The sequence below is a fragment of the Candidatus Coatesbacteria bacterium genome, assembly GCA_014728225.1.
GTDB lineage: Bacteria > RBG-13-66-14 > RBG-13-66-14 > RBG-13-66-14 > RBG-13-66-14 > WJLX01.
The window spans coordinates 1-6,337 of the sequence record WJLX01000180.1; the positions used below are offsets into that span (position 1 = coordinate 1).

Genomic DNA, 6,337 nt, shown 5'->3' on the forward strand with positions numbered 1-6,337 from the left:
CCGTAGGGCCGGGTCTAGAGACCCGGCCGCCGGTTTACCAACAACGTTTCTGTCGGGCGGGGATTCCACCCCCGCCGTTTGTTTGATGACCGCACCTCGCCGGCGCGCCATCTTCGAACGACGAGCCATCCAGGGGAGGGCCTGCGGACGCTCCCGTTGTTCATCTCCCCCTGGGGAACAACCACGCCGACGGGCCGAGCGGTCTACCACACCCCGGGGATCAGTCGTCGCCGGGTCCGCCGGGCGTACTCGGCGTATCCGGCGAGCCCCCGGTGGAGCAGGCGGTCCTCGAGGCTGGTGCGGACGACGAAGAGGCCGCCGATCAGCGCGGCGGGGATCATGGCCCAGAGCGAGCCGAGGACCAGGGGCACGCCCAGATAGAGCAGCAGGCCGCCCAAATACATCGGGTGGCGCACCAGCCCGTAGGGGCCGGAGGAAACGACCCGGTGACCGCGGTCTTCCTGGATGCGGGCGCCGGCCTCGAGGTGGGGGTTGACCAGCATCGTGGCGGTGATCAGGCTCATCCCGGCGACCATCAGCGCCAGACCGGGGATGATCAGCCAGGGGGCGGGGGAGCTCCCACCCAGGCGCAGGTCCAGCCCGGCGGTGACCTGCAGAACCAGCAGCAGCAGGAAGAGGGCGACGCCGACGGCGCGCTCGTAGGGGGCGGTGTCGGTGCGTTCCTTCCAGCGCTCGGCGAGCAGGCCCGGGTTGAAGCGCCAGACCAGGGGCAGGCCGATCAGGCCGTGGAGGGCCATCAGGCCGAAGACCAGCCAGGCGCGGAGGTGATCGACGCCGCCGCGGGCGATGAAGAAAACGACGGCCTGACCGATGACGATGATCAGGGGGGCGGCGAGACGACGCAGGACGTTGCGAAGGTTCATGGGGCGGCTCCCGGCGGGGTCTCATTCTGGATGAGCTCGATCAGCCCGCTGATCTGCGGAGTGGTCAACCGGCGGTACTCGAGGCCCACGGCGCGCTTGATGAAGCGCAGGGTGTTCTCGAGCCGCCGTTGGAGCCGGTCCGTGGAGACATCGCCACGGAGCAGATCGCGGGCCTGGAGGTCCCGGGCGGCGGCGATGAGCCCCAGGATCAGTTCGGCGGCGCCCTCGGGATCACCGAGGCTGAACGTGCCCTCGGCGGCGCCCCGGGCCAGGATGCGGGCCAGGACGGGTCGGGCGGCCTCCGACTGCCGCAAGCGCAGCCGCTGGAGCAGGACCAGATTCTCGTCGCGGTAGAGACTTTTGAGCAGCCGCCGCATCACCGTGGGCCGGGCCTGGCGCCAGAGCAGGGAGTGGCCCAGGAACAGCTCCAGCTCTGCGGCGGCGGACCGTCGGGGCGATTCCTCCAGCCGCCGTTCGAGATCGGCCAGGGCGTCCTCGACCAACCCCTCGAGGACGGCCTCGAGGACGGCCTGCTTGGAAGCGAAGTGATGGTAGAAAGCTCCCCTGGAGAGCCCGCTGTCCTCGAGGATGCGCTGGATGCTGGTGGCCGTGTAACCGTGGAGGAAAAAGCGCCTACGGGCGTGGGAGAGGATGTTCTCACGGTTGGTGTTTTTCAGCGCCACATCATATCCCGTTGTATTTAGGGGCAATATAGAATACCGACCGACTGTCGGTCTGTTATGGTCCTTCAAGCTTACCCACGGTTTTGATGATTGTCAAGAGGTCTGTCAACGACCCCGCGGCAGACCGGAAGGAGGGTTCGAGAGCTTGCTGTCAAACCGCTCGTTCGCCGAAAGATCATCGACCGGCAGACAATGCCGGACCGGCTCACCGAACAGGTTCCCCCACCCGGCCGCTGGTTCACTAAGGTTATTGCCGTAGGGCGGGGCCAGAGACCTCGCCGATGCTATTCTTCGAGTAGGGACCAACCGGTCGATCGAACCCTATCATCTGCCCAACTGGCCGCAAAACAACCCAGGCGCCGGCGCGCGTTCTTGCCCGCAGACCTCCCGCGACAGGGAGGTCTGCGGCGAGCAAGAACCGTGACGGCGCCGGTGGCGACGTAGCAAAACGGGCGGGGACTTCCCCGCCCGTTTCGCGCATCAGGGAAATGTCGCCTAGATCCGGCTCTCCAGCTTGATCCGCAGGCCGTCGAAGGGCGGCTCCTCGCGGCAGACGCCGCCGGAGCAGACCAGGCCGCCGCGCTCGTTGCCGTAGAAGATCGACAGGTCGTGGTTGGGACCGAGGTGAAAGGTGACCTCGCCGGTGATCCAGTAATCGCGATCCTCGCCCACGCGCAGGTCGCCGAGGGCCACCTGGCCGCCGATGGTGGCGGAGAACAGCTCGGGCCAGTTGTAGGTCAGCGAGCCCTGGGGGTTCTGCTCCTCGAGGGTCTCGTCGTAATAGTCGCCCTGGACTGTGCGCTCGGTGATCAACTGGTGGGTGTAGTGCAAGGCGAGGGAGTGGCCGAAGTCGAAGGTATAGGAGGCTTCGAGCTCGGGCAGCCATTCGTCGCGCTCGTAGAGGAAATAGGAGGGGTCGTCGGGGGTGAAGTACTCGGTGGACTCGCCGTGGAGCCAGGCGCCGCCGACGAAGTGCCAGGGCCAGTTACTCCAGCGGACCTCGCCGCCGTACTCGGTGCGGGTCTTCTCCTCCTCGGTGTCCCAGGCGTCGCAGTAGCCGCCGACGACGGACAGGCCGACCAGGGGCGAGACGGTCAACTGGGCCAGGTAGCCCTCCTCGTCTTTGCCGGGGTAGGATTTGTCCAGGGGTTTGGTGGAGAAGCTGACCTCGGGGGGCGAGTTCCAGTGGTTGTAGAAGTGATCGTACTTCTTGTACTCCAGCAGCAGGGAGTTGCGCCCCAGGTAGCCGACGAGGCTGGCGTAGATCGCCTCGCCCTCGTAGGTTTCGTACTCGGCGCCGGCCAGCTCGTAGCCCTCGCTGACGGCGTACTCGACGTAGAGATCGGCGTAATCGGTGATTACGGAGAGGTGGCCCGCGGGCATCAGCAGGGGTTTGCTGATGGGCTCCCCGCTGATGAAGTCGACGCCGACCTGCTGTTCCTGGCTGACCAGACCGCCGCCCAGCTCGATCCAGTTGAAGAAGGGGTTGACGTTGACCTCGACGGCGCGGACGTCGTCGGTGTACTCGTAGAGGGCGTCGAAATCGTAACTGCCCCGGCCGACGAGGGCCTTGACCTCGACGTAGTCCAGGTTGACGTGGCCGTAGAAGCCCTCGAGGAAGGTGTCGACGTCGTAGAAGATCGGGTCGTCGTAAAGGTGCAGGGTCAGCCCGCGGCCGAAGGTGGTGTAGAAGGTTCCGTAACGTCCCTCGACGTTCTCACCGGCGTAGCCGACGTACCACTTGAACAGCTCGCTCTTGTACTCCCGAGTGTAGTCCAGGACGTCGTCGTAGCGCGGCTGCCAGAAACGCAGCGTACCGCCGAGGACCAGGTTGCCGACGTTGATGTTGGCGGTCAGGTCGTCCTCGAAGGTCTGCATGCCGTAGATCTTCTCGCCCTCGACGGCGTCGAAGATGCCCTCGTAGAGCTTGTACTCGGCGGTGTTGGTGATCTGGAGGCAGACGTCGGAGGCGTCGTCGAGGCCGATGACGGCGCCGATGACCGTCGGCTCTTCCTCGACGACCTGTTCGGTTTCCTCTTCGGCTTCAGGGTCGGCTTCCCCGTCGTCATTGTCGTCCTGGGCCCAGGCGGCCAGCGGGACGAGCAGGCAAAGCAGGAGCGGGATATAACGCACGGACCTCCTCCCGTCGTTTGGGGGAGTTTAGTTACTCAGTCTGAGCCGCCTCGGCGGTCCTAGAGTCCCAGGGCGTCGCGGACGGCGCTCTCGATCTTGTCCTCGTCGCCGGGCTGGATGCGGCGGAAGGTCTCGCAGATGGCGCCGGAGCTGTCGATGATCACGATGAAGGGGATGCCGGTGTCGCCGCCCTGGTAGGCCTGGAGCGCGGCAGCGTTCTTGTCCAGCACGATGGTGTAGGTCACGCCCAGCTCGCGGGCCTTGGCCTTGACGGAGGAGAGGTTGCGCGGCAGGTCCTCGGAGATGCCGATGACCTTCAGGCCGTCATCCTCGTATTTCTCGTGGAGCTCCTGGATGTGGGGCATCACGGCCAGGCAGGGGGCGCAACTGGTGGCCCAGAAATCGAGCAGGACGACGTTCTCGCCCAGGTAGTCGGACAGTTTGACATCGTTGCCGCTGGTGTCCTCGAGCTGGAACAGCGGGGCCTGGGCGGCGAGGACGAGGGTGGGCAGCAGCAGGATCAACAGAAGCTTGCGCATCGGTGGCACTCCCTTTTTCTTGTCGTTGGCTGCGTAACGGCGGCCAAGCATATTGCCCGTTGCGAAAGTCCTAATTATTCCCCAACGGCGGGCAGCTGTCAAGGCGGCTCTTGGCCGGGGCCTCACATCAGGACCGTAATTAGCATAGTTTAGCGTAAAACAGCCGCCGTGTCAGGTCGGGCGCGGAGAAAACCCCGGCGACGCTCCAGCATCCGCTCCGGACCAGTGCTCGAAAAACAGCCCCGGATTACCGGGGCTGTAAGGGGCCTGAGAGCCACAGTTAGCGGCAAAGCCACGGTTTCTATTGATCCAGATCCTCCAGGGTGACGGTCCAGGCGTAGCCGTTGGAGCCGATCTCGATCTGCCAACGGGTGTAGGTATCGAGATCCTCGTCGATGCACTGGATGTCGTAGGTGCCCGGGGTGACCTCGAAGGTCAGGGTGTAGCCGGGAGCCAGGATCTGGTCGCCCAGCAGGTCGTCGCCCCAGCTGTCGTCCGAGGACAGGGTGCAGAAGACGTACCAGATATCCCAGTACTGGAGGCCGTTGGTGATCTGAACCTCGACGGTCTGGTCTTCGCCGTCATCCTTGCCGCCGGAGCTGGTGCTGGTGTCGCAACCGATCAGCCCGAAGCCCAGGACAAGAAACACGATCGTAACAAGCAACAGTATGCGCTTCACGAGATAAACCTCCCTGCGAGACAATTCATCTGCGGTATAAGTTCGAGAATATGCTCGGTAAGGCGTGCATTTTATAGTATATGTTCAGTTTTACAAAAAGACAATAAAAAAGCACCGACGGACATCGTGCGGCGTCAGCGGCCCGAGGCCGCTGGATCAGCGAGCGGTGTCGCGCAAGCACCAGCCTGAGCGGCGCAGGGGGTCTACTCGTACTCCTCGCAGTGCCAGACGCCGCCCTCGGGCTTGGGGTAGGCGCAGTCGGCCCGGCGGGAGCAGGTCCGGCAGAGACCGCGGTACTCGCCCAGGCCGGGTCGCCGGGGCTCGGCGGCGGCCGGATGGGGCGCCGGCGCCGTTCGACCCGCGAATTCCTCACAGTGGTAGACCGGCGCTTCGACCATCCGGCGCAGGGCGCAATCGGCGGCGTGAAGGCAATCGGCGCAGAGGCCGCGGGTCACGGTGCTGGTCGGGCTGCCCTTATCGGTCGGCATGGCTGGAATGGTTGGGGGGCACCACAGAGTAATGCAAGGAGTGTGCCAACGAGCCGGGGGGATTGGCCTTGATTTGCTAAGCTTAGTTAATTCATGGTGTTAGGCTGCGCAATGTGCAATCGACGGCCCGGCCGCCCGGCCCACCCGTCGATTAGCTTCGCCCCGGTGGTGCGAATCTCCCCACCCGCCGGCCCCGTCACGGTTGTTGCATTCCCGCCGGCCCCTTCCGGGTCCGGCGGGGCAACAACACGCGCCGGGGCCTGGGTCGTGGGCGCCGGTAATTCGCGGCGGTCCGCAGTGTCCCGCCCTGCGGTCGGATGTGATTCGCAGGCGGCGAACCCGCGTGATAAACCCAGGCGGTCCGTCCTTCGCCGGTTTGATCAGCGGTTCGACCTAGAGATCAGCCGCTACAGACGTTATGTTGTGTACTAACAGGCGACTGGGGATTCAACGTCCCAATGTATGAGTATAGTCTCTGCAGCAATTATTTTTACACAACTTATTGGTCATAAAGGCGTTTACCAATAAGCCGCTACAATATTGCAACTCGATATGGATGCATACTTTAAGTCTTGATATGATATATTTCTAATTATATGGAATGTCTTATCGATGTATTTTTTTACTTGTGGATACCTTAACGCTCATGGGTCGTCATGTATTGTGATATTCTTGTAGTCACGAGAGTTACCGGGATGCTATCCTGTTACAAGTGAAAGAAGGCGCTGTGGCAGATGGCTCAAAGGGTAATCCCGACAGGCATGTCACGTGTTCAAAGTGCAACTATCGTTATCACTACAGGTTAGGCGACGGGCGGCGGATGTGCAAGCGCCGTAGAAAACGCTTTAACTATAAACCGGCTCGCCGTGGGCTTTCAGCAGAACAGCGTGAGTTGATCGCCGCGCTGTTTTGGCTTGAAGCAACCGCGGCC

General features: G+C 63.4%; 6 protein-coding genes. All 6 read right to left on the minus strand.

Annotated features, from left to right (window positions below):
• Positions 1–203 precede the first annotated feature (203 nt).
• The 6 genes from GF399_13015 to GF399_13040 all read right to left on the minus strand — a co-directional run bounded on the left by GF399_13015 (position 204) and on the right by GF399_13040 (position 5,406).
• A complete protein-coding gene (locus GF399_13015; protein MBD3401236.1) occupies positions 204–884 on the minus strand; it encodes a DUF1295 domain-containing protein in 681 nt (226 codons plus the stop codon).
• Positions 881–1,636: a TetR family transcriptional regulator gene (locus GF399_13020; protein ID MBD3401237.1), complete on the minus strand. Its 756-nt coding sequence runs from the start codon at positions 1,634–1,636 to the stop codon at positions 881–883. The genes GF399_13015 and GF399_13020 overlap by 4 nt, the downstream gene beginning before the upstream one ends.
• A gap of 426 nt (positions 1,637–2,062) precedes the next feature.
• Positions 2,063–3,700 (minus strand): hypothetical protein, encoded by a 1,638-nt coding sequence (locus GF399_13025; GenBank protein ID MBD3401238.1) that lies wholly within the window; start codon positions 3,698–3,700, stop codon positions 2,063–2,065.
• A 59-nt stretch (positions 3,701–3,759) separates the two neighbouring features.
• A complete protein-coding gene (locus GF399_13030; protein MBD3401239.1) occupies positions 3,760–4,290 on the minus strand; it encodes a redoxin domain-containing protein in 531 nt (176 codons plus the stop codon).
• Between the two features lie 250 nt (positions 4,291–4,540).
• Positions 4,541–4,918 (minus strand): hypothetical protein, encoded by a 378-nt coding sequence (locus GF399_13035; protein ID MBD3401240.1) that lies wholly within the window; start codon positions 4,916–4,918, stop codon positions 4,541–4,543.
• Positions 4,919–5,121: 203 nt separating this feature from the next.
• Complete coding sequence (locus GF399_13040; GenBank protein ID MBD3401241.1) at positions 5,122–5,406, minus strand: hypothetical protein; 285 nt, start codon at positions 5,404–5,406, stop codon at positions 5,122–5,124.
• Positions 5,407–6,337 lie beyond the last annotated feature (931 nt).